Below are 23,634 nucleotides of genomic sequence, written 5' to 3'. Positions count from 1 at the left end.
GGCTATAACTAAAAAGGGGATTTCTTGCACTATTCGGATGAGGACAAAAAAGCGCAAGCGGCGATGGTTATCACTGATAATCATCTTGAATGCACAAAACGGAGCCGATATCCGGATAATGTTAAAAAATGCCGGGATAGAGACAAACGGCCGGCGGAGAACACGTTATACTGAAGGAGCACAGACGGGGGAGGGGCGAAAATGACGGAACAGCGGCAAACGGGGTATTCGATCAATCGCTATATCCGCTTTTTGATGGGCGGCTTGTTGCTCCTGGGGGTCCTCAACATTGTGCTATTGGTGGTCACGGTGCATTATTCCCGGGCCGAGCGCGTGCGGCGGCTCGAAAATACCATCAGCATTTATCTTGAAGACGTTTCCACTCGCTTCAAGGCGATCGACCACTTCATGGTGTATTCGACGGTCAACGATCCCAATCTCAAAAAATTGGCTGGCCTCTCGCCGACCACGGACATCGCGGCGATGATCAAACCGCTGGACGGGTTTCGCCAGCGCGTCTCCGATCAGCAATATTCCACCGGCACGGCGTATCAGTTCTATTATTTTTCCTCAAAGACCGGGTATTTCACCAATGTGTCGCCGCTGCAAGTCGACTATGAGGATTATGGCAAGATCCAGTCGCAGCTGGTCGATGGCTGGGCGACCAAGACGACGATCATCGCCGAGCCGTGGAAGCCGATCGTGGTCAGTGGTAAATATTACCTCTACCACGAGGTGCGCTATCAGGATACCGTCCTGTTTTGCGTGATCGCCGTCAGTGCCCTGACTGGCCCGATTCAAAACGACTACCTGACGCCGCAGGATTTTGCCTATCTGCGCCTCGATGGCCAAGACCTCATTAAAGGGAAGCACCCGGCGCTGGTCAAATCCGGCACCCGCTACATGAAGACTACCGACCGGGCGCGCACGTTGCCATTCTCGTTCAACGTGCAGCTCGATCAGTACAGCCAGACGGAAAAGTTCACGGTCCTGCAGATCATCTTGGTGATCTTGACCACCATCATCGGCGGTGGGGCGATCTTCGCGGTGATCTATCTGTGGCGCAACTTCGCGATTCCGTTGCGCGAATTCTCCAGCGCGGTGAAAATGATGACCGCCGATCCGGACGGGCCAAACCTCGATGCGTCGCGCATCAAGGAACTGGAAAATGTCAATGAGCAGTTCCACACGCTGATGACCCAGGTGCGCAGCTTGAAACTGTCGCTGTATGAAAATGAGATCCAGCAGAAAAAGAGCCAGATCCAGTTCATGCAGCTTCAGATTCGCCCGCATTTTTACCTGAACATCCTCACGACGCTGTTTTCCATGATTCAGATGAACGAAATGGATCACATGTCGGACCTGATCATGTCGGCGACCAAATATATGCGTTACCTATTAAATGCAGGCGACGATCTGGTTCCGCTGGCGCAGGAAGTCGAGCATGCCAAGGAGTATCTGAATATCCAGCGGATTCGTTACGGGGACGATATCCTGCAGGCGGATTTTCAGATCGACGCCCGGGCGGCCGATGTGCTGGTCCCGCCGCTGTCGATTCAGACGTTTGTTGAAAATACGGTCAAATACGCCGTTTCCTTTGATAGTAAAACGTTGATCAAGGTGACTGCGGCGCAGACCATGTCCACTGAGGGGGAGTTCTTACAACTGGTGATCTCGGACAACGGCCCGGGGTATCCGCCGGCGATCTTGCAGGCGGTGGCGGATGAGCACCAGATCGATCTGTCCGAGCATCACATCGGCATCAATAATGTGATCGCGCGGCTGGATCTGCTCTACAACCACACGTATCATCTGAAGCTCGAGAATCTGAAAAACGGTGGCGCCTGCACGACGCTAGAGCTGCCGATTCAGCGCGCGGTAAAGGGGGAGAATCGCGATGAAAGTGCTGCTGGTCGATGATGACCGTTACGTGATCAATGTGATGAAAACAACGATGGACTGGGCGAGCCTGGGGTTTAGCGGCGTCTTGACCGCTTACAACATGCGCCAGGCCCAGGCGGTGCTCGAAGGGGAAGACATCGACCTGGTGATCTCGGACATTGAGATGCCCCAGGGCAGTGGCCTTGACCTGTTGGCCTGGGTCCGCGAGCGTGATCGCCCGGCCCCGGAATTTATTTTCCTGACCAATTACGCCGACTTCAATTACGCGCAAAAGGCGATCGAGCTCAAATCCTTTGACTATTATCTCAAGCCGGTCGTGCCGGCCAAATTCACCCCGGTCATCGAAAAAGCGGTGGCCAAGATCCGGCAAGATCAACACAAAGAACGGCATGGGGAATCCAAGGCCGAGGTGCGTCAGCGCTGGCAACAGATCTTCTTTGAGCCAACCAAGCCGCTGGATCAACTGTTGCCGGATGATGCCTCGTATTATCTGTTTGCGGCGGTGCAACCGGAGCGCCAGCGCGATGGCCAGATCCTACATCATTTGCTGGATAAAAATGCGTTGCCGCCGGAGCACGACGGTCTGCATGCGTTGACCTATATTTTTGAACGGGACGAGCAGCTGATCTTCGTTTACGAAATGGCCAAGGACGACCAGCTGTTTCAAGACCTTCAGACCCGGCATCTGGCGCTGGGTCAGGCGATCAAGCGCACCATCAATGCAGAAAACGTCAACGCAGCGATCTACATCAGCACGATCACCCCGCGTGACAAAATTCGCGCCGTGGTTGCCCGGCTGGCCAATATGGTCCGGCAAATGGCGGTGCACCGCAATAGCATCAATTTATTGAGCGACTATCATCCTAGCCAAGTTGAATACGTGGAGCCGTCGCTGGCGGTGATCGGCCAGGAGATCGAGCGCAAGGATCAAGCGGCGCTGCTTGCGTATTGCCGCGAGTATCTGACGGGCTGTGAGCGCGAGCACCGGCTGAGTAAGCACACGATGCGCAATTTTCGCGAGGATCTGGTCCAGCAGATCTACGTTCAGTTGCAACGCCACAATGTCCAGGCCCACAAACTATTTTCCAGCCGCGATTACACCACGATGTATTACAACTCGCTGACCAGCGTGGAGATGCTCCTGGACTTTGTCGCGTATGTCTGCGGGGAGGCCTTCTCCTACGCCAAGTTCGCCGATTCCAGCATCAGCGTGGCGCGCCAGTTGCAAAAATACATCGATCATCACTTGAATGAGGAGCTGACCCGCGACAATCTCGCGGAGATCGTCTACCTCAATCCGGATTACTCGGCCAAGTTGTTCAAGGACGAGTTTGGCATTTCGATGACCAATTACATCATTCGCCGTCGCATCACCATGGCCGAGGAGTTGGTGGCCAGCTCCGCCCAGCCGATCAACCAGATCGCCGAGTCGCTCGGCTATACCAACTTCTCGTATTTCACCCGGCTATTCAAGCGCGAGACCGGCATGACGCCGATGGGCTACCGGCGGAAAAACAGCGGAGGTAAGTGACAGGCGGGTCGTGACGTGATGTTTCACGCGAAACATTTGACGGGTGCCTGGTGCTTTGCCAATTTGTGGCGGGGGGTACACTTAGGTCACATACAGAAAATCGCGCCACCTAGGTGATGCGTTGAGCCTTTGGTTGAGGTGATCGAAATGGCCATGGTGAGAAGTCGCTCAGAGGATGAGACCACTGAGCTTGTGAAGGCAAAACAAGAGATCGTCGCAAGTGCGGCGGATCTCAAGTGGTTACGCAAACGGAAGCGGGATCTCATCATCCGCTGGGTGTTTTACATCCTGTTGTGGATTCCGTATTTTGCGATGTTTTTCACGTCGAATGTTTTGTCGTGGTTCATGCTATTTGGCCCGCCTGCGATCGTGATCGTGAGCATTGAGGAATTGATCGAAATACATTATCAAAAGAAGCATCCCAAGCCCCATAAGTGGGAATCAAACGCCTCCCATTTCGATGAAAAGTACGATGACCTGCATCGAAATTAAGGGTGCGGAGGTGCGTGTTTATGGTCGAGCAGGTAGGCTAGTCAAGCGCTTGGTGGCGCTTCTTGCCACCGAGTGATTGGCGTACCTAGCTGTCTCGACCATGCGCACCGGAGCCCGACTACAGGGTGCGCAGCGGGGCGTTTAGGGGTGCGCAGCTAACTTGGGCCTGGCGCTTGGGGCGCACTTCGCCCCGAGTGACGGGACCAGTTAGATGACTCACCCCTGGCCCGCGAAGCCCGACTACAGGGTGCGGAAGCCCGCGAGATGGTCGGGCGACCGACATGCCCTATATCTTACAATTAAGAGTCGTCTCAAAGCGGAGGCGGCTCTTTTTCAATGACTGCGCAAAAATGCCGCACACGCAAAAACGGAGCCGAGATCTTTCGTCTCAGCTCCGTTTCGCATCCAGCCGGGGTTGTGGGTGATCGCCACGGAGGGTGGGCCGATCACGCCCGATTTGGAATCAAGTTGCTCGTACATCTACGTGTGTGTTTTCCGGCGCAGGCCGGCTCAGGGTGATACAGGATAGCTTTAGAATAAATGGCTACCTCACTAATATGAGCCATGTAAGCGTTTTCGTCAAGCAAAAATAATTGTGTGACGGTCGCTATTTATTGGCCGGAGAAGCAGGGGTGTTACTTGCGTTTGGGGGGCGCCAATGGCAGGGGATGCCACCGGCGCGCGCAAGCAACGTTTGAGTATGCGGTGCCGCCGCTGCTGGACGCAGCGAAATTGTTACTTGTCAGCCCGGAAGTCGTCGTATTGCTTTTGCAACTCGTCGCGGACCTTATCCCAGCCGGCTGTCTTAAGTTCGGCATTCATCTTTTCGATGGTTGGGACGGGATCGCCGGTACCGGTGTTGATGACATTGATGTATTTACTCATCACGTTGGCGATGTTGGTCAGCTCGGTCTTGTACTTGGTGAGGCTTGGCGTGAACCCAAGGGTGGCTGACTCCGGCGTGTTTTTGATCGCCTCATCGCGTTCCTTGATCTGCGCGGCGGTGACCGTGTCCAAGGTATAAAGATTCTTGTTGTTGCCGGTCATCCAGGCACCGTAATGGGTCTTATCGTTGTAGCCTTTCAGTGTCTTGATCTTGCCATTGGCCTTGTCAGTGAATTCCCATTGCTTGCCTTCAATGCCCCAGACCATCGTGTTGATGATCTTTTTGTTGGTATTGATGGCATTCAGGACCTGCATGGCCTCTTTTTTATGTTTCGAGGACTTGGAGATCGCGTACATTGCCATTTGGGTATCGGAGGTCTTCTTGAACGGCTTGGCGATCACCGCTGATTCAAGCGGCTTGCCACCGCGAGCGCCAAGCAGCGCCGTGTTGCCATAATCAAATGGGCCGTTCGTCTCGATGCGGCCGAACCAGGTGTCGTCGCCCAGCGTGTACTGAGTCGTGGAGGTCGCCGCATCCCGCGGAATGTAGCCCTTTTCGTACCAGTCATGCAGGGTGGCCAGGTTCTTGCGCATCACCGCCAAGTTGTACGGATTTTGCACCTTGGTGTCCTTGCCGCTTTCATCGATGACGAATGGGTAGCCATTGCTGAGCGGGTATTCCCAGCCCGGCGTTGGTGCGCGGTAACCCGACACGATCGCCATCGGGGTCACGCTTTTATCCGCCTTGTGGAATTGCGCCATCGCGTCGGTCGCGCTTTGTAGGGAGGTCACGCCGGAGACGTCGATGTTGTATTTTTTCGTGTAGGTGCCGTTGAAAACAAACAGCTCTTGGGAAAAGACGTTGGCGTTGGTCGGGAAACCATAGATCTTGCCATCCACCTTCACGCCTTTCCAATACGCCGGGTCAACCTCGTTGTAGGCCTTCTTGGCGTATTTTTGAATCAGCTCGGTCATGTCGGCATACGCACCCTTTTGCGACGCGGCGACATAATCTTGCGCAAACGCGAGGTCAAACGGTTCGCCCGAGGCCAGCATCACGTTGAACTTGCTGGAATAATCGCCCCAGGAGATCGGCTTGATCTGTAGTTCGATCTTCGGATAGGTCTTTTGAATCTCCTTGTTCACGATCTTCATCATCTCGGTCTGGTTATCCAGTGGATCCCCAGGCCGATACATGGTGACGACCACTTTGCCGCTGGATGAGCCCCCATCGCTGGATGACCCGTTTCCGCAAGCGGCCAAGGTGGTCGCGCAAACGGCGGTCGCGGCAACTGCCAACCCTTTTCGCCAAAAATGCATTTTACTTCCCCCTTATTGGACATGTTGCGAGCAGGCCGGCCTTTGAGCATCGGTGAAAATGGTGCCCCGCAGGAAGTCAGATCGCATCCGCGCGATCCACGCGCCAACCGGCCTGGCTCACTCGCTCAATATGGCGGACCGCCAGCGTTTCGTCAAGCAGGCCAAAAGCGTGTTGGGACGCCGAAAACACACCTGAATTTGGTTTTTTAACTGCGCAGCAGGCGGTGATAAAGCTATTTATATCAAGCGCTTTCATGGCCAAAAAGGGTCACTTCAAACATGCGGCGGTGTTGCGTAATCCGCCGAAAATGTGGCAACATTTTTCCATACATTGGCAACCGAACCCGCTTTCATCGCTGGCCCCGAATCGGTACGCTACGGATGATGGGAAACATGGGCCAATAGGCGATGCAGACGGCTGGCCGGCGTCAGTCGCGGGTCGCGGTCGAGGAGGCGAGGCAATGCAATACGCTTGGCAAAAATACGCGTCGTATGGCGTCGATTGGTTGACGGAGGAATGCGGCTGGCAGCGCTGCACCCCGCTTGATTCGTATTACTACACGGTGGCGCGGGACGTGATCGTCCATTATGTGATCGCCGGTTCCGGCTGGGTCGAGATCGACGGGCAGGTCCATCCGGTCCAGCGCGGCGAATTTTTCCTGCTGACGGCCGGCGTGAAGGTCAAGTATGGGCCGACGCTTGAGGACCCGTGGGAATATTGCTGGCTGGGGTTCGGCGGGCAAATGGCCAGTCGCATCCTGGCACCGCTCACTGCGCGCGGCTTCTTGATCGCGGAAATGCCGCCAGCCGCCGGAAAAGATATCGTGGCCTTCACCCATGAGCGGGTCTCGAAAACAGACCGCAAGCACGACACGGGATTGCGGCGCAGCCGGGATCTGATCGCGTTTGTCGACGATTTTGCCACGGGACTCGGCGTCGTTCAGGCCACGCGCGACGAGGAGCATTACGACGAGACCGTGGCCGCGGCGCTTGCGTATTTCAACGCCAACTACACCCGGCCGATCAGCGTGCAGGATGCGGCCTCGCATGTGCATATTTCGCGCAGCTACCTGTACCGGTTGTTCATTCGCGAGGTCAATTTGGCGCCGAAGCAATACCTGCAGCGCCTGCGCCTGAGTCATGCCCAGCAATTGCTCGAATCGACGACCCTGCCGATCGAGGTGGTCGCCGCGCAATCTGGGTATCAAGATGCGCTGCATTTTTCCCGCCAGTTCCGGTCGTATTACAGCGACGCGCCGCGCGAGTATCGGCGCAAAAAGGCGGTCGATCGCACCTATTACCCGGATGCGGACCCGAAGTAGGAGGCACGTGAAATGGATTATCAGATTTGCTTGGTCGACCCCTTGACCAAAGTATTTGCCGATGAGGTGCCGGACGCTTGGGTCGCCGCGCCGCAGACCGTTTTGCAAGGCGAGCCCTTGGTGCTTCAGCTGGCGTACCAGCGCCTGCGCGATGACGATGCGAGCTTTTCGGAACTGACGCTGGCGACCAAGCTGCCGGCGCAGTGCTTTGAGATCAACCAGGTGCCGTCCCAGCTGCCGACCTGGCCGCATCCGGACGCCCGCTATTTGCGCACGACGCCGGGGCTGTTTCCGGATCTGTTGACGCCGCTGACCGGGCCGGTGCGCGCGTATCACGGCCAAGTGCGGACGCTGTGGTTGAAAATTCCGACAGGGTCTCTGACACCGGGAAGGCATGACGTGACGATCACGCTGACTGAAACGGTCAGCGGACAGATCGTGTTTGCCCAAACGGTGCCGCTGACCGTGGCTTCGGTGGTCGCCCAGCCGCCGCGCCTGCATCATACGGAATGGTTCTCGGTGGATTGCCTGGCGGATTATTATCACGAGGCGCCTTATACGCCGCGGTTATGGGCGATCATTGCCAATTTCATGGCGTTTGCGCATGACGAGGCACTGATGGACACGCTTTTGACGCCTATCTTCACGCCGCCTCTGGATACGGCGGTGGGGGCAACGCGGACCAATGTGCAGCTGGTGCAGATCCTGCCGGGGATGCCATATCGGTTTGAGTGGTCGCGCCTGCGAAAATGGTGTCAACTGGCCCAGCAAAGTGGGTTTTCGTATCTGGAAATGCCGCCTTTATTTACCCAGTGGGGCGCGCAGGCGACGCCAACCATCACGGATACGGCCGGCACCGCGCTGTTTGGCTGGCATGTGCCGAGTACCGCGCCGGCGTATCGCGCGTTTTTACAGGCCTTGTTGCCCCCACTCTTGGCGGTGCTGGCCGAGGAAGGCTATGACCGTGACCACCTATTTTTCCACCTGGCCGATGAACCCAACGCGTCGACAGAGGACGGGTATCGGGCGGCCCGCGCGCAGGTCGCGGATCTGCTGGACGGCTTGCAGGTGATCGATGCGCTGTCGGATGTCCGCTTTTATGAAAATGGGTTGGTGCCGCATCCCGTTGTCGCCGATGATGCCCTGGCGCCGTTTTTGGCGGCTGACGCGGCGCCACTGTGGACGTATTATTGTTGCGCCCAGTCAACGGCGGTGCCGAATCGCTTTTTCGCCTTGCGCAGTTATGACAACCGGGTGCTCGGGGTGCTGCTGTATCGTCATCAGATTCAGGGCTTTTTACACTGGGGCTTCAACTTCTACAACGCGCAGCTTTCCACGCGGCCAATCGATCCGTTTGCCGTGACCGATGCCGGCGGGGCCTTTCCATCCGGCGACCCGTTTCTCGTGTATCCGGGGGCGGATGGCCAGCCGCTGAACAGCCTGCGCAACGAGGTGCAGCGGCTGGGCTTTGGCGACCTCGCCGTTTTGCAGCAACTCGAAGCGCTCAAGGGCCGGCCGTTTGTCGAGCAATTGATCGACGCGACCGCCGGCATGGTCCCGCAATTTGACGATTACCCACCCGATGCGGGCTGGCTGACCCGCCTGCATGAAAAAGCCGTTGCGTCCTTGGCCGCAGCGGTGCTTGCCCACAATAAGAAGTGACCCGTGATGAAATTAGCTGAAGCCAAAAAAAGGAGTGACCCGATATGAAATTAGCTGAAGCGATCAACGTGACCCCCAGCCCCCGCCAGCTTGCCTGGCAGCAGCTCGGCTTTTACGGCTTTATCCATTTTGGCATGAACACGATGACCGATCGCGAATGGGGCGATGGCACGGAAGACCCCGCGCTGTTTGATCCTACGGGACTCGACGCAGCCGCCGCCGACCGCGCTGTGGCTGCGATGCAGGCGGCACACATGCGCGGGCTGATTCTGACGTGTAAGCACCACGACGGCTATTGCCTATGGCCGACGAAAACGACGACGCATTCCGTGGCGGCCAGTCCCTGGCAAAACGGCCGCGGAGATGTGGTGCGGCTGTTTGCGGATGCCTGCGCGCGACATCAGATGCAGTTCGGCGTGTATCTGTCGCCATGGGACCGTCACGCAGCGGTGTATGGGCAGGGCAAGGCCTATGATGACCTGTATGTCGCTCAACTGACGGAGCTGCTCAGCAATTACGGGTCGCTGTTTGAGATCTGGCTCGATGGGGCAAACGGTGAGGGTCCAAACGGCAAGCATCAGGTCTATGACTGGGACCGGTATTACCAGGTGATGCGGACGCTGCAGCCAAATGCGGTGATCGCCGTCAGCGGCCCCGATGTGCGCTGGATCGGCAACGAAGCGGGCCACACCCGGGCCAGCGAGTGGAGCGTGGTGCCGGCTGCGCTCAGGGAAGCCGAGCGGGTTGCCGCGCTGTCGCAGCAACGCGATGATGCCGCGTTTTCGCGCCAGTTCAAGTCCACCGATGATGACCTCGGCAGTCGCACCGCCTTGGCCGATTATGACGGGCCGCTCGTGTGGTATCCGGCGGAGGTCGACACGTCGATCCGGCCGGGTTGGTTTTTCCATGAAGCCCAAGACGCCCAGGTGCGCTCGGGCGATGAGTTGTTTGACCTGTACTGCAAGGCGGTCGGCGGCAACGCGGCACTCTTGTCGAATGTGCCGCTGAATCGCCACGGCCGGTTCGGCGACGCGGATCAGGCGGCGCTGGTTGCGGTCGGTAAAAAAATTGCCCAGCTAACTGACCCGGATGTGAGCGGGGCGGCCGTGGTGGCGGCGACCAGTTCTGTGGCGCCCTTTGCGATCACGGGCGGGGCAGGTGACGCTGCGGCTGCGATTTTTGGGGATGTAGGTGACGCCCCGGCCGCTCAGCAGGCCTGGGAGGCGGCGCCGGATGATGCGAATCCTGCCGTGACGCTGACTTGGGCGCAACCGGTGCGGGTCAACACGCTGACCCTGCGCGAAGCCATCAGCCGGGGGCAACGCGTCGAGGCCTTTGTCGTGATGGCCCTGCAGGCGGATGGGTGGCATGAGCTGACGCGCGCAACGACGATCGGCAATTGTCGAATCTTGCGCTTTGAGGACGTTGAGACCAGTGCCGTGAAGATCAGCTTCACCGCGTTTCGCGCCGCGCCGACTTTGATGGAAGCGCGGGTGGCACGATTGTAGGGTGTGGAGGCTCGCGTATTGGGGTGGGCAGTTAGCCTGGCCTGGGTGCTTGATGGCGCCCCTTGCCATCGAGTGCCTGGGTCAGCTAAATGTCCCACCCCTGCGAGCCGGAACCCAACTATAGGGTGTGGAGGCTCGCGTATAAGGGTGAGGCGCCCGCCTCGGCTAAGCGCCCTGGCGACGCGGAAAGGAAACGGCAAATGAAACCGAATGTGATCCTGATCGTGGTGGACCAAATGCGCGCAGAGGCATTGGCACTCAATGAGGCCACCCACTTTGCCAGTACGCCGACGCTTGATTCCATGGCGGCCAGCGGGGTCAATTTTCAAAACATGTATTCGGCCACCCCGACCTGTGTGCCGGCGCGGGCGTCGCTACTGACAGGCCTGGATGCCGATCACACCGGCCGCGTTGGGTATCAGGACCGGGTGCCTTGGGACTACGCGCAGACGCTGCCCCAGGCGTTTCGCGATCGCGGCTATCAGACGGAATGCGTCGGCAAGATGCATGTTTATCCGCCGCGCGCCCGGCTCGGCTATGATCACGTGCTACTTCACGATGGCTATCTGCATGTTCAGCGCAAATACGGCCAAGCATACGGTGCTCAGTTTGAAAATGGGGATGACTATCTCGCGTTTCTCAAAGGCGAACTGGGTACGGGGGCCGATCTGACCGACGATGGCATCGGCTGCAATAGCTGGGAGGCGCGGCCGTGGCCCTATGCGGAGCAGCTGCATCCAACGAATTGGGTCGTCTCTGAGTCGATCAAATTTTTGCAGCGCCGCGATCCGACCGTACCGTTTTTCCTCAAGATGTCGTTTGAAAAACCACACGCGCCGCTGGATCCACCGGCTTACTATTTTGACATATACATGGACAGGCTGCCGGCCAAGCTCGATCTGCATCTTGGCGACTGGGAGGCCCCAACCGGCGGGGTGCCCGACATCGAGGCCATGGACGGCACCTTGAAAGACGATGACGAACGGCGGATGGTTGCGGCTTATCTGGGGCTGGTCACCCAGATCGACCATCAGCTTAGCCGCTTCATGACCGCGCTGGGCGAATTCGACGCGCTGGGGGACACCCTGATCTGGTTTGTGTCGGACCACGGCGATCAACTCGGTGAACACCGACTTTTTCGCAAAGGCTATCCATACCAAGGCAGCATCCATGTTCCGTCTTTTTTGTACAATGCAGGCGGGCTCTTGGCCGGCGCGCGCCGTACTGTGCCGGAGCTCGTGTTGCTTCAGGATATTTTCCCGTCGCTGGTGGACCTGGCAAGCGGCGACGCGGTGGCCGGCGTGGATGGGCGCTCGGTGAAGCCACTCCTGTTTGGCGAAAATGTGGACTGGCGGCAGACCTTTCATGGCGAGCATGCCCTCGGCGCGGACTCGAGCCAATTCATCGTGGGTCCGCGCTGGAAATTGATCTGGTTTCCGGTACGCGACGTGTTTCAGCTGTTTGACCGGGACGCCGATCCTGACGAAAGGCATGACCTGAGCCGTGATCCGGCGGCACAGAAAATTTTCGCCGATTATCATGCGCAGCTGGTGACGGCCCTGACTGGACGTGAGGAAGGCTTTGTGCAAGACGGCCAGCTCGTGCAGGTGCCGGTCGAGAACATTCACGCGGTGCTGGGACAGACGGGGCAATGAGAAAGGAAAAAACAGAGTTGAGTGACGAAAATGGAACTGCTGTGACCTCGGCGGGGCAGGCGTATCTGGATGCCGTTTCGACGTACCCATTTTGGGAAAATACAGTGGCGACGGCCCTGCCGCAGAAGCGGATCGGTCAATTCGTGATGGCGTTTCTGCAGGCGCCCAGTGCGGATGGCCGGCGCAAAAAAGTGGCGCTGATCGGGTATGATGGCGCGCGGGCCGATGCCCTCGTCAACATTCTTCCGGCCAATGCGCCACAGTCGGCCGCCTCAACGACCTATTTTAGCGGCCACGCGCCAAGCCCAGTCTGTAGCGGCATCAGCAGTGAGGTCGCGGCCGGTGCACACGTGTATCTGACCTTTGCGGGCGGCATCCGGGGCACGGCCACCGAACAGGAGACCAGTACTGCCCCGGGCTGGGCCTCGATCACCACGGGACGCTGGGGCGTGGACCACGGCATGACGAAAAGCGGGGTCGCCAAGCACATTTCCGCCAAGACGTTTATGCTGCAGGCCGCCGAGACAGGGCTGCGGAGCGCCTTTGTCGCCTCCTGGCCGGATCATTTTCACGTCAATTATGTCGACGAGATCGCCTATCTCAAAGCGCATCCGGCCATTCCGATGCGGTTTATTGAAGAAGCGGATGATCGCGGGACGTTCGCGCAAGTGCGTCGTTGTCTGACGGCTGGGGCTGCGGATGAGTGCGATGTGGTCTTTTGCACACTGGAAGGCACCGACCATAACGGCCATGAGACCGGCTTTGGCAACACCAATTACCGGTATGTCGACGGGCTGCGGGACGAAGATGAAATGGCGTATCAGTTGCTGGAGACGATTCGCCAGCGGCCAAATCGGGCGCAGGAGGATTGGCTGATCATTTTGACCACCGATCACGGCGGGCTCGGCTGCAACCATGGCGGCCAGACCGTCGAGGAGCGCACAACTTGGCTGGTCTGCAACAAACCGGTGTCAGCGGGAGATGCGCCTCTGAGTTGATGTCGCGCAGTTAACTTTGCGGCTGAAAATGATGTTGCGCAAGATCGGGCGGCAGATCATCTTCTTCGAAAAATGGGACATGATTGCGCGCGCGGTAAGTGGCCTCGCCCTGCAGCCGCTCGAATAGATGGGCAAGCTTGGTCTCGTAGTCGAGATTCGATTCCTCAAAGAAATGTGGATCTACCCACCCATCGAGTTTTGCCTGATAGCGCCAGTCGCCAGGCTTGGTGTTGAGTAATAGTGGCACCGGGGCACCGTTTTTGGCATCATCCACTTCGATGAGGCCGAGCTCGGCCCGCCGTTTTGCGACCAACTCGTGTGCGAGACCGCCTCGGTACGGCTTGGTGATCTTCGTTTGGAGATCATAGAGTTGGTCGAGGGTCAGCTCGGATTTTTTGAAACGGAGATAGAGCCCATCAAGCCGAGCGAGATCGTGTGGGGACAGGTCTTTTGACTTCTTGAGCCGGCCGAGCCAGCTGGCTTCCATGCGCGTCAATTCTTTTGCTGTTCTTGCTTGGTGCGTCAGCCGCCATTTGGTCTGTGGCATTGAAACTGATAGGTAGCCTGTCGAGACTTTACCGGTAAAGCTGTTCATCCCGCCGATATCCAACCTGAAGATCTCCGTCCGAAGAACGGCGGGGGTGACGGCGACATAGACGATGATCGAGTCGATTGGAAGGCGCGGCTCGTCCCGCCCAGCTTGCATCCAGTCGGCACCGATCTCTAAAAAGACGTCGCTTGTAACTTGACTGGTCATAGGATCGATCATGTCCGCTTTAACGATGCCAAGAACCCAGCCATACAACGTGATGATCTGTTTTGGGGTCGCCATTTTGGTCATTCCTTTCCAGTTTGCCAAAAGTTTAGACCGAATATTGTTATTTGTCACGTAATTTGGCTTGTGAAATTTGTATAAATCGAAAATCAGATGAGTATCTAGGATGCAGGCCTTGAACCCGGTAAAATGCTTTGATTTTCTGGTCGTTCGGGCGATGATCGACATTCAACTAGTTACAAATATTTTACAAAAATGGGCCAAAATAGGTTCACAAAACCGTTGACGAGAACGTTTTCTTGCGTTATACTCATTTCGACACTGAGAGGCGTGGAGGAGCTGGCCACGAGTTCTCTCCCAGCGTCGGTCAGTCCGGCGGGAGACAACCCGCGACCCACCCCGAGCGACGCAATGACGGTTACCTGCAGTAAGGGGGTAACCCAAAGGGCTAAACGGACCCAGTGCTGAAAGGCACCGGAAAAATGTACCACCTGCATTTCAAACTGAATAAGTTCCCTAACACCGACGGGAGGAATCTCGAAAATGAAGAGGGAAAGGGATCCAACCTAAAATTTGGCAGGTCGGAGGAGACTTCGGCCTGTTTGCTGTGCCCTCGAAACGGCGGCTCCTGTGCGCCGCCGCGAGAAGACACCAAAAAAGCTGAGACCGATCGTCTGGTCTCAGCTTTTTTTCGTTGTGCTTGTCGATTTAGGTGTGGATCAGTCCTGCCGGTGGTCGGCATCAAAGCCGATCGCATGCAGCCATTCGTTGGCGACCAGGGTGTGACCGATGTAATTCGGATGGACCCGATCTGGCGTGAGCAGGTACGGCGAATTGTTTTTTAGATACGCATCGATGCGCGCTTGAATATCGATGTAAAGCAGATCGTTGGTCGCAGCGAGCTCCTTGGCCGCGGCTGTGAATTCGTCGACCATTTTCCGCATCGGATCGTTGTGATTGGCCTCAAAGAAGAAGGGACTCATGACTAAGACCTGGGCGCCGGCCGCTTTCGATTGGTCGATCAGCCATTGGTAATGCTCGCGGTATAGCGGTAAGTCAACAAGGTCGGTGGGATGCAGGAAGGTGCTGTCGAAATGGCGCCACACATCGTTGACCCCGATCAAGATCGAGACGACATCTGGATGTAGGTCCAAGACATCCGCCTGGTAGCGGGCGACCAGCTCGTTAGTCGTGTCGCCGGAGACACCGCGGTTGATGGTCAGGATCTTGAGCTCGGGATAGACTGCCGCCAGCTCAGCGGAGATCACACGCGGGTAGCCGGTGCCCAATGATGGCTCGGTGCCCGGCCACCCATTCCGGTCGCGGCCAAAATCAGTGACAGAATCGCCCGTCAATACAAGTTTCGTGTTCTTTTTAAAAAGCAAAAAACTCATCTCCAAGTTTGTATTTGTAAACGCTTCACCGGTATCTTCTCACTGGATGGCAAAAAAGAAAAGACTCGATGAGAAATTGCCAGAAACTGTTTTCCACCGGCCTGGATGGCGTAAAATAACGGTGCATGTAAGGAGGCAAGCCATGATCACCCTTCAATCATTGATGTCCCACATTCAAACCCCAAAACCGATCGCGCTGGCCATGACCGAAATGGACGCGCGGTACGCTTTTGAGTATGACGAACCCTATTGGCAGGGGCAATTGGATGCGTTGGCAAACTGGCAAACTGATCAGGAATTGGCAACCCAGCTGACCCCCTGGGATGGACGTGGCGAGGGCTTTGGAGGACGCTATTATGCGCTACTGAAACTGGCGGCGCTGGCGCACAATGGGTATGCGCATCGTGGCATCAGTATGCCGATCTACGATGCGACCATGCGCTTTTTCACGCGGATCCTGCAAAGTGACGCTCAGACGATCGACGTGGCACCCTATGATCTGCAGTGGCCGATTCGGCAGCTGACTCTGCGTGAATTTCGGCTCGGCGCGTTTGAGTATGAGCGCACCGAGACGGCGATTCAGGTCCACATTCCAAACGATGCGGATCTGCGCACCGCGTCACGGCAGGCCTCTTATCGCGCGGCCCGCGATTTCTTTACCGATTATTTCCCGGGTGATGCTGCGAAGTCCTATGAATGCCATTCTTGGTTGATGGCCCCAGGGCTGGCGGAGGTCCTGCCGCCTGAATCGAAAATTCGCCAGTTTCAGGATGACTTTGAGGTGATCGCCACGGATCTGTCCCATGAGGATGTGCGCAAGTGGGTGTTTGGTCGCACCAAAGCGGCCTTGATCGACTGGCCGGAGCACACGACCCTGCAGCGGAATCTGAAGACCTTTCTGTTGAAGGGTGGCAAACTTGGTGTCGGGGTTGGTAGGCTGCGGCAAACGGCGATCGATCGGTAATTAATGGGCGACTCTTTGAAGGGGGTCGCCTTTTGTTTTGTCGCAAGTGGTTGGCGAGCGATGAGGCACGTGCTACTATTTATATCGTACTGATTACGATATGAGGAGGCGGGACGCATGCGCCATTGGTTGAGGCATTACACGCGGCCATTTGATTATGTGCTGTTGGCCGTCCTGATTCCGCTGTGTTTTTTGCCATGGTGGCTCTGGTCTCGCCAGCAAGCCGCTCAGCCTTCCTCAAACCTGATCGCCGTGATCTCGATCGATGGGCAGGAGGTCCGTCGCATCAAGCTGGGCAGGCAAACACCGCACACGCAATTCACCCTGCATCCGGCGCCGGGCCAATACAATGTGATCGAAGTTGACGGCGCGCGAATCCGGGATAAAGAGGATAACACGCCAGATCAGATCGCGGTCCACACCAGTTGGATCTCGAAACCTGGGCAGCAAAGCATCTGTCTGCCGCATAAATTGATCATTATGATTCAGGCAGGTGACGACCCGAATGCAGGGGGACTTGTCCAACCTTAAACGAGACGTAAAAAGGCAACGCGGCGTGCGTTGCCTTTTTGTATGGCCCCTAGTTTGGGACGGTCAGTCGTCTTCATCTTCGTCGACGCCAAGCACGGTTCCGTTGTAGGCGTCGAGCTGGACCTCGGTCTCTTTGTTCCCGTCTTTGAATTGAAGTTCCCACACCATGCGGCCACTGTCTTCTTCGATCTCCCAACTGGTCAGCTTGCCAGTCGCATGGGGCGTGGCGGCGGCAACGGCCTTGCTCTGGGTCAGGAGATTTTGTCGCTCGATCACGGCGTCGCGGTCGTCGTCAAGCTCATCTTCGGTGATCTCCTCGGAGGCTGTTTTCAGGACTTTCCCCGAGGTGGCGTCGATCGTCAACTCGATCTCCCGGCTCGCATCTTGGCCGATCAGCGTGTAATGCCCATCTGCCAGTTTTACCTGGGTCACGGCGATCTCGCCATGTTGGCGCAGTAAGGTCGTCCAGGCTTCGTGCAGCGTCACATCCGGCGCCGCGGCATCCACGGAAGTCGGGGCGGCGGAACTGGTCGTCGTGGCCGGATGGGTCTTGGTGGTCGATTGCTGGCAACCTGTCGCCACGAGACACAAGGCGACCAGCGTTAGGATCGCTATTTTTTTCATTATATTATCGCTCCTTTTCGTGGGGGCGGTGCGAGCGGCAAATTTAGCCGCTTGTCTCATCATAACAGGCCGGCGCCAGGCAAAGATAGAGGCCTCAGGAAAAATCGCAGCAGTCCTCCCGCGTTAATTGGTATGCAGTGACGAAGGTGATCCCGCCGGATATGGGGCATGATCGCCGGTCAAAGCTGACCAATATTTTTTTCATTTGTTATCGCAACACGGGCCAATTACGCACGAAAACCGGCTAAAGGCGACTGGTATCGCATTCATTGGCATAGACCAACCAACAAGGACCGCGTCAGCGCTTTCTCATAATTGGTGTAGACCAAACGCTGAGGGGTTGTGTTTTTTTCGTTCGCCCTGTAAACTCGAAAATGCTTACATGACCGCCTTTTGATTGCGCTTTTGGAAAGCGATTGCATTATTTAATTTATATTTGGGGGGATAAACATGAAGTCATACATGCAACGACTCGGCCGCTCTTTGCAGCTGCCAGTCGCCGTTTTGCCAGCAGCCGCGCTGTTGGTCGGCATCGCGAACTACTGGCTCTCTTTTGGGCCTAACTCGATCGCCAACTTCTTGCTTCAGGGTGGACTTGCTATTCTCAACCAGCTGCCAATTCTTTTCGCAGTGGGCGTTGCGCTTGGCATGGCCAAAGATAAAGACGGAGCCGCGGCGTTTGCCGGGCTGGTCGCCTTTGAAGTGCCAGTTAATGTGTTGAAGCCGGACAACATTGCGGTGTTCACCGGCGTTAAAGTGACCGCCGTTAACCCGGCGTTCAATCAGATCACCAATGTTTTCATCGGGATCATGGCCGGGGTCATCGCCGCGGCGCTGTACAACCGATTCCATGAAGTGAAATTGCCAATGGCCTTGTCGTTCTTCAGCGGCAAGCGCGCGGTGCCGATCATTTCAGCGTTTGTGATGATGGCCGTGTCTGCCGTGTTGTTCGTTGTTTGGCCGCCAGTTTACTCCGCATTGGTCGCATTTGGCGAAAGCATCGTCAAACTCGGCGCAGTCGGGGCTGGCCTGTACGGGTTCTTCAACCGCTTGCTGATTCCGACCGGCCTGCATCAGGCGCTGAACTCTGTTTTTTGGTTCGACGTCGCCGGCATCAACGATATCGGCAAGTTCCTCGCGTCCCAGGGGCCAAAAGGGGTCACCGGGATGTTCCAGGCTGGCTTTTTCCCAGTCATGATGTTTGGTCTGCCGGCTGGCGCGTATGCGATCTACAAGAACGCGCGGCCTGAGCGGAAAAAGGAAGTCGGCTCCCTGATGTTGGCCGGGGCGTTTGCCTCATTCTTCACCGGTGTCACCGAACCGCTTGAGTTCTCCTTCATGTTTGTCGCATGGCCGCTGTACGTGATTCACGCGATCTTCACTGGCCTGTCCCTGGCCTTTGCCGCATTCATGCATTGGACCGCTGGCTTCGCGTTTTCCGCCGGCTTGGTCGATTTCGTGCTGAGCTTCAAGAACCCGATCGCGAACCAGCCGTACATGCTGATCTTGCAAGGGCTTGTGATGGCCGTCATTTACTACTTCGGCTTCAACTGGGCGATCAAGAAGTTCAACCTGATGACCCCAGGCTGTGAAGCCATCGATGACAGCGCCGATGACGAACCGATCATCACCGCCGCCGCCGAAGATGACAAATATATGCGTCAAGCCAAGCAGATCTACGCCGCTTTGGGTGGATTTGAAAACCTGACCGAGGTCGACAACTGCACGACCCGGTTGCGTCTGCAACTTTCTGATACCAACAAGATCAACGAAGGCGCCATCAAGCATTCCGGTGCGGCTGGCGTCAACAAGATCGATGATCACAACCTGCAGATCATCATCGGCACCGAAGTTCAATTCGTTGCGGATGCCTTGAGCAAGTTGGAAAATGCGAAGACGCCGCTGGCCACGTTGCAGGGCGGCGCGACTGCGGACAAGGATGCCGCCGCCGATGCAACGCCTGCAGCACCTGTTGCGGACGTCCCAGCCGGCATCAAGCGTGATGTCACTGAGAACTTCTACAGCGTCGCAGAAGGTCACGTCATGGATCTCGCCGATGTACCAGATCCGACCTTTGCCCAAAAGATGTTGGGTGACGGCTTTGCCATCGATCCGGCAAATGGTACGATCACCGCGCCTGTTGACGGGACGATCGAAGCAGTCTTCCCAACCAAGCACGCGATCGGCTTCAAGACCGATGCGGGCCTGGAAGTCCTGCTTCACATGGGCATCGATACCGTGGAGCTGAAGGGCGCGCCGTTCGATGTCAAAGTCGAAGTTGGCCAAACCGTTAAGCATGGTGACGTGGTCGCGATCGCGGATCTGGACGCGATCGTCGCGGCAGGCAAGAAGACGCCGATGATTGTGATCATCACCAACATGGACGCGGTCGGCATTATGAAGTTCAAGGCTGTCGGCGATGCCACAGCTGAGACACTGGTGCTGAGCACTACCACGAAGTAACCACTACTATAATAGAAGAAAAAAACAGGCAGCGCCGCATCACACTGGTGGAAAACACCGAGGTGACGCGGCTGCTGCCTGTTTTTTTGCGCATTTGGATGGCGAAATGGTGCGGAGAAGACTGGAAGATCCCGGGATCTCGGGCTCCCTGTCCCACGCCTTTTTTAAAAAGTAAATTTATATGAGATCCAGTCATCCCGCTGTTCGTCTGCGGCCAGCTTGATGGTGCCAGAGTCGTCTGTTGCGGCGGTTGGCAGGGTCTGGGCTTCAACGGCGATGCCGACGTATGGACGGCCTTCATAGCCTTCCAAGTCGTCCGCAGCCTCGAAGTGATTGCCGGAGTAGACGACAAGCCCATTGCGCGGGGAGGTGAGCGCGACACTCACCTTTTTGTCGCTGGACCACAGGGTGCAAACAGGGTCGTTTTCCTCGTGCTCGCTGATCACATAGACATCATCGATGCCTTTTTCGTCAATATCCTGCAGGCCGTCGATCGCGGCGCCGAGGTTGGCCGGAGCCTTGAAGTCATACGGGGTGTCCGCCAGTGGCAGAAGGTTGCCAGTCGGAATTTTTGCCTCATCGAGTTCAAGCCGCTGATCGGAAAGCACCTGCATGTCCTGCGCGTTGATCGTGTTGTCTGCGCCATCAAGGTTGAAGTAGATGTGGCAAGTCGGGTTCCACAGCGTGTCCTCGCTGGCGGTGGCGCTGTAGCTGATCGTGACGGTATCGTTATCGTCGAGCAGGTATTCGACCTGCGCGTCCAGATCGCCCGGGTAGCCGTCCACACTGCTTGGCATGTGGCAGGTGAAAATAATGCGCGACCCCTCAGCACGGCCGTCCCAGTTGAGGTCATGCAGGCCATGCTTGCCGCCGTGCAGGGTGTTGCCGTTTTCGTTGGTCGGGACCTGAACGAGCTGGCCGTTCAGTGTCGCCTGGCCTTTGCCGATTCGACCGGCTGTCCGCCCAATTGTTTTGCAGAGAAAAGAACTGGCCTGGTCGTATTCTTCTGCGGTGCGGTAGTGCAAAACCACGTCGCGCGGGCCGTCGTCAGTCGGGACGGTGAGCGAATACCAGGTTGCCCCAAACGACAAACAGGACAGTGTGACACCATTTGCGTTCGTCACGGAATATTTGGTAACGGGTTGACCATTTATCTGGCCAAATAATGATTGCATATGTGATCGACTCCTTTATATATGTTCCCTTGTATTATACCTGAATGGAAACCGGTTGCATCCCGCACCGCTGATTCGAGGCCGGTTTTTGACAATAATTGGTATATGTGAGTATTCGCGGTATTTTCGCTGTCTCTTTGCGTGGACGACCAGGACGAAATTGTTGCAAAAATTTCCCGGGAAATATTATTCTCAAATGACTAAAACATTAAACTGCGGTATATCACACTTTTATGCGCAGATGGATTCAATAATATTAAATAATACACCGTTGGATTGTGCCACGGATGTGCCACCTTCAAAATACAGATATAGAGCCTAATACGCTGACAAATCACTAGCGTATTAGGCTCTATATCTTTTATCACAGGTATCTTTGCCCCATACATGCTAGAGTCAAATACAAGAAGATCACTATTAATTCTCCATCTCTTTGTCGCAAGCACACATACGCTCTTACTGTACGCATCCATGATATTTACCGTGTTTGAGATTCACCGATTCATACAAATATTTCTTACTTACTGTCTTTGTCGAAACGATGAAGCTTCACACTATCTAAATGTATATTCCGCATACACACCTCAATCTTAATAACTTCATGCTTACTTAAGCAATGATCAGCCTTAACAGTTAAACACTTACAAATTGGCTATTTAAGAATTGTACAACAAAGTGTGTGACTTAATTTTCAGCGCAACAATCTTGAATTAATTACTTTTTATTCGCATTGATCTCAGATCTAATTCGATAAATGGTATTGTTTGAAACGCCTAATTCGCGATGTATTTGTGAAATGGTCCATCCGTTGCATAAGTATTCAACTATCTAATTATAATCATGTCGATACTTAGAGTTGCGACTATTAGCACAGTACAAAACAGGGCGGCCATGGTAAACACCGCGTTCTTTTGCTAGTTTGATACCTTGTGCCTGTCGCTCCCTAATTGCCTGTCGCTCTTGTTCAGCAAGATATTGGCATACAGTTAAAACAATGTTAGTCAACATGTTACGCAAATTTTCGTCAGGAACAGCACTAAAATCAGGCAAATCCAATGACTGAAAATTTGCACCTGCATCTTTAATTCGCTGCAGAATTAAAGAAAGGTCTTTTGAGTTGCGCCCAAGCCGGTCTAATGACTGAACGTATACGGTGTCTGACTCACGAATAAATTTTAGCATCTTAACCAACTGAAGGCGATTCGCAATCTTTGCACCAGATGCCTTTTCTCGAAAAATCTTCTCGACACTCGCTTTAGATAGAGCCTCAATTTGTCTAGCTAGGTTTTGATCAGTTGTTGAAACACTTGCATATCCAATCCTCATATACTGCCACCTCTAAACGTAGTTTCAATTTATACATCAATATTCATTTCTTATTTTGAATTAAAAACGACCCAAAAAGGAAGCTGAAACTGCATTTAAATCGCCTGTCTCTGCTTTTTTGGGGGGTGTACCCCAAAAAAAGCTCAATCTATCAATTCGAGTAGTGAACGCATCTTGCCAATAGGAAATTCTGGGCAACGTGCTAGCAATAAGTTCGTCGTTGGATCTCTGCGCCCGCCCTCGCATCTAAACACACTGTCGCCACGGTTGAAGAAGAACGGTTTGCAAACGACACCCTCGGTTTCATCGACGGCAACGGCAAGAACAGCTGCTATTGCGGCAAAGTGACTTGCTTTAGGAGATCGCAATATTTCATCGTACCTAATGCATTTCTTTTTTGGAATTCTTCCAGGTATTCTACATCCGGATTTGAAAACGAGATTTTAAAACGTCAACTTTTGTGGTACACTTCTAAAGTGTTATAGTTGGAAGTTTATACATTGAGTGACTCTAAATTTTACCCGCCTATTTCAAGCATCAAGATATTGTAATGATGAGGAAAGTCAGCTCTATTCCAACCGCAGTTTACGCGGACGCAAATAGTATGGTGATGTTCTTAATTATATTGGACAGTGAATTTTTGAGAGGCTATAAGTTATGAAAAAAAGGAAATTACTTCAGAAGACGTACTCTTTTATTCTGATATCATTGCTCTTCTTACAATCATCAGCCCAAGTTGTGGGAGCTGTTACATCCACATCCAGTGCGGCCGGTGACGCTACTAAGGTTCAACTTCTGGGGGCAACCCAGGAAACTGCTGGTTCACGGGACATTGATTTGCAACTTTCATTAAACAATTCGACGGATGAAAGTATTTATAAGGATGTTTGCGTATCTTTTTCTAACAATCAGCAACTGAAAGAGACGAGCAATTCTAATATTCTTGATGCTAATCAAAAAGTTGTCGGAAAATATACCTATTCGGCCAACAAATTACAGTTAGAGGTTTTAGGCAATATTTCTGGAACATCAACGATCCAACTAGGCCTCACAGATACTTCATCCTTAGAAGGATCTATCAATTTCTCAACGGATGGTCAAAACGTT

Annotated in this window: 20 protein-coding genes; 12 read left to right on the top strand and 8 right to left on the bottom strand. The window is 55.0% G+C overall.

The window, feature by feature from the left end:
- Positions 1–201 precede the first annotated feature (201 nt).
- The 3 genes from JUE67_RS07370 to JUE67_RS07360 all read left to right on the top strand — a co-directional run bounded on the left by JUE67_RS07370 (position 202) and on the right by JUE67_RS07360 (position 3,925).
- A complete protein-coding gene (locus JUE67_RS07370) occupies positions 202–1,920 on the top strand; it encodes a sensor histidine kinase (protein WP_203626649.1) in 1,719 nt (572 codons plus the stop codon).
- Positions 1,898–3,433, top strand: coding sequence for a response regulator (locus JUE67_RS07365; RefSeq protein ID WP_203626648.1), 1,536 nt, complete (start codon positions 1,898–1,900; stop codon positions 3,431–3,433). Before JUE67_RS07370 ends, JUE67_RS07365 begins: the two co-directional genes overlap by 23 nt.
- A gap of 147 nt (positions 3,434–3,580) precedes the next feature.
- Positions 3,581–3,925 carry a hypothetical protein gene (locus JUE67_RS07360; protein ID WP_203626647.1) on the top strand — a complete coding sequence of 115 codons (345 nt, stop codon included), beginning with the start codon at positions 3,581–3,583 and terminating at the stop codon, positions 3,923–3,925.
- A gap of 735 nt (positions 3,926–4,660) precedes the next feature.
- On the opposite strand, the gene JUE67_RS07355 is transcribed toward JUE67_RS07360, so the two are convergent.
- On the bottom strand, positions 4,661–6,130 hold the full coding sequence (locus tag JUE67_RS07355) for an ABC transporter substrate-binding protein (RefSeq protein WP_203626646.1): 1,470 nt from the start codon (positions 6,128–6,130) through the stop codon (positions 4,661–4,663).
- 76 nt (positions 6,131–6,206) lie between these two features.
- Positions 6,207–6,386 (bottom strand): hypothetical protein, encoded by a 180-nt coding sequence (locus JUE67_RS07350; protein WP_203637105.1) that lies wholly within the window; start codon positions 6,384–6,386, stop codon positions 6,207–6,209.
- Positions 6,387–6,591: 205 nt separating this feature from the next.
- Here JUE67_RS07350 and JUE67_RS07345 point away from each other — a divergent pair, with 205 nt between their 5' ends.
- The 5 genes from JUE67_RS07345 to JUE67_RS07325 all read left to right on the top strand — a co-directional run bounded on the left by JUE67_RS07345 (position 6,592) and on the right by JUE67_RS07325 (position 13,275).
- Positions 6,592–7,452 (top strand): AraC family transcriptional regulator, encoded by an 861-nt coding sequence (locus tag JUE67_RS07345; RefSeq protein WP_203626644.1) that lies wholly within the window; start codon positions 6,592–6,594, stop codon positions 7,450–7,452.
- A 12-nt stretch (positions 7,453–7,464) separates the two neighbouring features.
- Positions 7,465–9,114 carry a DUF4091 domain-containing protein gene (locus JUE67_RS07340; protein ID WP_203626643.1) on the top strand — a complete coding sequence of 550 codons (1,650 nt, stop codon included), beginning with the start codon at positions 7,465–7,467 and terminating at the stop codon, positions 9,112–9,114.
- A gap of 44 nt (positions 9,115–9,158) precedes the next feature.
- The gene (locus tag JUE67_RS07335; RefSeq protein WP_203626642.1) at positions 9,159–10,622 is read left to right on the top strand and encodes an alpha-L-fucosidase; all 1,464 of its coding nucleotides are present in this window, start codon (positions 9,159–9,161) and stop codon (positions 10,620–10,622) included.
- A 200-nt stretch (positions 10,623–10,822) separates the two neighbouring features.
- Positions 10,823–12,277, top strand: a complete 1,455-nt coding sequence (locus tag JUE67_RS07330; protein ID WP_203626641.1) for an arylsulfatase — start codon at positions 10,823–10,825, stop codon at positions 12,275–12,277.
- A gap of 17 nt (positions 12,278–12,294) precedes the next feature.
- On the top strand, positions 12,295–13,275 hold the full coding sequence (locus JUE67_RS07325; RefSeq protein ID WP_203637104.1) for an alkaline phosphatase family protein: 981 nt from the start codon (positions 12,295–12,297) through the stop codon (positions 13,273–13,275).
- A 10-nt stretch (positions 13,276–13,285) separates the two neighbouring features.
- Here JUE67_RS07325 and JUE67_RS07320 read toward each other — a convergent pair whose 3' ends face one another.
- Together JUE67_RS07320 and JUE67_RS07315 are read right to left on the bottom strand one after the other, a co-directional pair.
- A complete protein-coding gene (locus JUE67_RS07320; protein ID WP_203626639.1) occupies positions 13,286–14,107 on the bottom strand; it encodes a hypothetical protein in 822 nt (273 codons plus the stop codon).
- Positions 14,108–14,769: 662 nt separating this feature from the next.
- Positions 14,770–15,435 carry an SGNH/GDSL hydrolase family protein gene (locus JUE67_RS07315; protein WP_203626638.1) on the bottom strand — a complete coding sequence of 222 codons (666 nt, stop codon included), beginning with the start codon at positions 15,433–15,435 and terminating at the stop codon, positions 14,770–14,772.
- Positions 15,436–15,586: 151 nt separating this feature from the next.
- On the opposite strand from JUE67_RS07315, the gene JUE67_RS07310 reads away from it, so the two are divergent.
- Positions 15,587–16,408 (top strand): acyltransferase domain-containing protein, encoded by an 822-nt coding sequence (locus tag JUE67_RS07310; RefSeq protein ID WP_203626637.1) that lies wholly within the window; start codon positions 15,587–15,589, stop codon positions 16,406–16,408.
- Between the two features lie 117 nt (positions 16,409–16,525).
- Positions 16,526–16,939, top strand: a complete 414-nt coding sequence (locus JUE67_RS07305; protein ID WP_203626636.1) for a NusG domain II-containing protein — start codon at positions 16,526–16,528, stop codon at positions 16,937–16,939.
- 63 nt (positions 16,940–17,002) lie between these two features.
- Here the strand turns inward: JUE67_RS07305 and JUE67_RS07300 are convergent, their stop codons facing one another.
- Positions 17,003–17,563, bottom strand: coding sequence for a PepSY domain-containing protein (locus JUE67_RS07300; RefSeq protein WP_203626635.1), 561 nt, complete (start codon positions 17,561–17,563; stop codon positions 17,003–17,005).
- 450 nt (positions 17,564–18,013) lie between these two features.
- On the opposite strand from JUE67_RS07300, the gene nagE reads away from it, so the two are divergent.
- Positions 18,014–20,026 (top strand): N-acetylglucosamine-specific PTS transporter subunit IIBC, encoded by a 2,013-nt coding sequence (gene nagE, locus JUE67_RS07295; RefSeq protein WP_203626634.1) that lies wholly within the window; start codon positions 18,014–18,016, stop codon positions 20,024–20,026.
- Positions 20,027–20,190: 164 nt separating this feature from the next.
- On the opposite strand, the gene JUE67_RS07290 is transcribed toward nagE, so the two are convergent.
- The 3 genes from JUE67_RS07290 to JUE67_RS07285 all read right to left on the bottom strand — a co-directional run bounded on the left by JUE67_RS07290 (position 20,191) and on the right by JUE67_RS07285 (position 22,527).
- Entirely contained in the window at positions 20,191–21,201 is a 1,011-nt protein-coding gene (locus tag JUE67_RS07290; RefSeq protein ID WP_203626633.1) for an aldose epimerase family protein, read from the bottom strand.
- A 714-nt stretch (positions 21,202–21,915) separates the two neighbouring features.
- On the bottom strand, positions 21,916–22,029 hold the full coding sequence (locus JUE67_RS12690; protein ID WP_225884284.1) for a helix-turn-helix domain-containing protein: 114 nt from the start codon (positions 22,027–22,029) through the stop codon (positions 21,916–21,918).
- A complete protein-coding gene (locus JUE67_RS07285) occupies positions 22,030–22,527 on the bottom strand; it encodes a recombinase family protein (RefSeq protein WP_225877899.1) in 498 nt (165 codons plus the stop codon). It lies immediately after the preceding gene.
- A gap of 657 nt (positions 22,528–23,184) precedes the next feature.
- On the opposite strand from JUE67_RS07285, the gene JUE67_RS07280 reads away from it, so the two are divergent.
- The coding region (locus tag JUE67_RS07280; RefSeq protein WP_203626632.1) for a hypothetical protein at positions 23,185–23,634 on the top strand (450 nt) is incomplete at its 3' end.

It is taken from the genome of Lacticaseibacillus mingshuiensis (assembly GCF_016861785.1).
Lineage (GTDB): Bacteria > Bacillota > Bacilli > Lactobacillales > Lactobacillaceae > Lacticaseibacillus > Lacticaseibacillus mingshuiensis.
Note: the sequence above shows the minus strand (reverse complement) of the source record. Positions and strands in the feature narration are given on the sequence as shown.

Bases quoted from the DNA above. Each gene is read 5' to 3' on its own strand.
- JUE67_RS07370 (WP_203626649.1), top strand. From the start codon at position 202: ATGACGGAACAGCGGCAAACGGGGTATTCGATCAATCGCTATATCCGC.
- JUE67_RS07365 (WP_203626648.1), top strand. From the start codon at position 1,898: ATGAAAGTGCTGCTGGTCGATGATGACCGTTACGTGATCAATGTGATG.
- JUE67_RS07360 (WP_203626647.1), top strand. From the start codon at position 3,581: ATGGCCATGGTGAGAAGTCGCTCAGAGGATGAGACCACTGAGCTTGTG.
- JUE67_RS07355 (WP_203626646.1), bottom strand. From the start codon at position 6,130: ATGCATTTTTGGCGAAAAGGGTTGGCAGTTGCCGCGACCGCCGTTTGC.
- JUE67_RS07350 (WP_203637105.1), bottom strand. From the start codon at position 6,386: ATGAAAGCGCTTGATATAAATAGCTTTATCACCGCCTGCTGCGCAGTT.
- JUE67_RS07345 (WP_203626644.1), top strand. From the start codon at position 6,592: ATGCAATACGCTTGGCAAAAATACGCGTCGTATGGCGTCGATTGGTTG.
- JUE67_RS07340 (WP_203626643.1), top strand. From the start codon at position 7,465: ATGGATTATCAGATTTGCTTGGTCGACCCCTTGACCAAAGTATTTGCC.
- JUE67_RS07335 (WP_203626642.1), top strand. From the start codon at position 9,159: ATGAAATTAGCTGAAGCGATCAACGTGACCCCCAGCCCCCGCCAGCTT.
- JUE67_RS07330 (WP_203626641.1), top strand. From the start codon at position 10,823: ATGAAACCGAATGTGATCCTGATCGTGGTGGACCAAATGCGCGCAGAG.
- JUE67_RS07320 (WP_203626639.1), bottom strand. From the start codon at position 14,107: ATGGCGACCCCAAAACAGATCATCACGTTGTATGGCTGGGTTCTTGGC.
- JUE67_RS07310 (WP_203626637.1), top strand. From the start codon at position 15,587: ATGATCACCCTTCAATCATTGATGTCCCACATTCAAACCCCAAAACCG.
- JUE67_RS07305 (WP_203626636.1), top strand. From the start codon at position 16,526: ATGCGCCATTGGTTGAGGCATTACACGCGGCCATTTGATTATGTGCTG.
- JUE67_RS07300 (WP_203626635.1), bottom strand. From the start codon at position 17,563: ATGAAAAAAATAGCGATCCTAACGCTGGTCGCCTTGTGTCTCGTGGCG.
- nagE (WP_203626634.1), top strand. From the start codon at position 18,014: ATGAAGTCATACATGCAACGACTCGGCCGCTCTTTGCAGCTGCCAGTC.
- JUE67_RS07290 (WP_203626633.1), bottom strand. From the start codon at position 21,201: ATGCAATCATTATTTGGCCAGATAAATGGTCAACCCGTTACCAAATAT.
- JUE67_RS07285 (WP_225877899.1), bottom strand. From the start codon at position 22,527: ATGAGGATTGGATATGCAAGTGTTTCAACAACTGATCAAAACCTAGCT.